Annotated in this window: 2 protein-coding genes; both read right to left on the bottom strand. The window is 36.5% G+C overall.

Annotated elements, in window-relative coordinates; all coding sequences use genetic code 11:
• Positions 1-274, bottom strand: a 274-nt coding sequence (locus tag LGZ99_RS24620) for a hypothetical protein (RefSeq protein WP_262979872.1), incomplete at its 3' end; no start/stop codon positions are given.
• A complete protein-coding gene (locus tag LGZ99_RS24615) occupies positions 274-468 on the bottom strand; it encodes a hypothetical protein (RefSeq protein WP_262979871.1) in 195 nt (64 codons plus the stop codon). The genes LGZ99_RS24615 and LGZ99_RS24620, both read right to left, overlap by 1 nt.
• Positions 469-594: the final 126 nt, after the last annotated feature.

The following is a 594-nucleotide window of genomic DNA, read 5'->3' as shown; positions in this document are numbered from 1 at the left end:
GTTCAGATTTATCTAATAAATCTTTAAATCTTATCTTGCTGATATTAATTTCATTATTTTCTATTTCAGGGTTCTTTTGGTCTCCAATATTTTTTGTCTGACCCTCCAGTTTTTCCAGCTTTTTCCTCACTTCGAGAACTAAACTCTGTAGTACACCAATGAAGTAGGATTCTTCACAATTTTTCTTAAATGATTCTTGCCATATGTAGAGAAGCGCATCTATCTGCATGATCTTTAAATCCATATCGGAAATATCATCAGCTAAATCATTCATCATTCTCCCCTTGATGCTTCACTGGCAATTATTTGGATAATTTCTAAAAGCTCAAGCCCGATTTCACTCAGCTCATCATCAGCAAGTAAATAACCGGCCGCTGATGCCAAAGCTTCTATTTTTCCGAGTGCATCATCTGCCGCCAAATTAATGTAAGAAAGATTGCGCAACTCTTCTGTGGTTTTGCTATTCATTCTTCACCTCCGCTATTTAGGGCCGCTTTAAGGGATCGAGAAACTTCATAGTTAATATCACATGCAAGATTGATGAGATCAGTCAGGGTGCTTGAGCATTCTTCTTTATTAGCCATATTTATAATG

Origin of the sequence: Photorhabdus temperata (genome assembly GCF_025384845.1) — a bacterium.
GTDB lineage: Bacteria > Pseudomonadota > Gammaproteobacteria > Enterobacterales > Enterobacteriaceae > Photorhabdus > Photorhabdus temperata.
Note: the sequence above shows the minus strand (reverse complement) of the source record. Positions and strands in the feature narration are given on the sequence as shown.

What these genes read in the sequence shown, in the direction of transcription:
- LGZ99_RS24615 (WP_262979871.1), bottom strand. Translation starts at nt 468, where the DNA reads ATGAATAGCAAAACCACAGAAGAGTTGCGCAATCTTTCTTACATTAAT.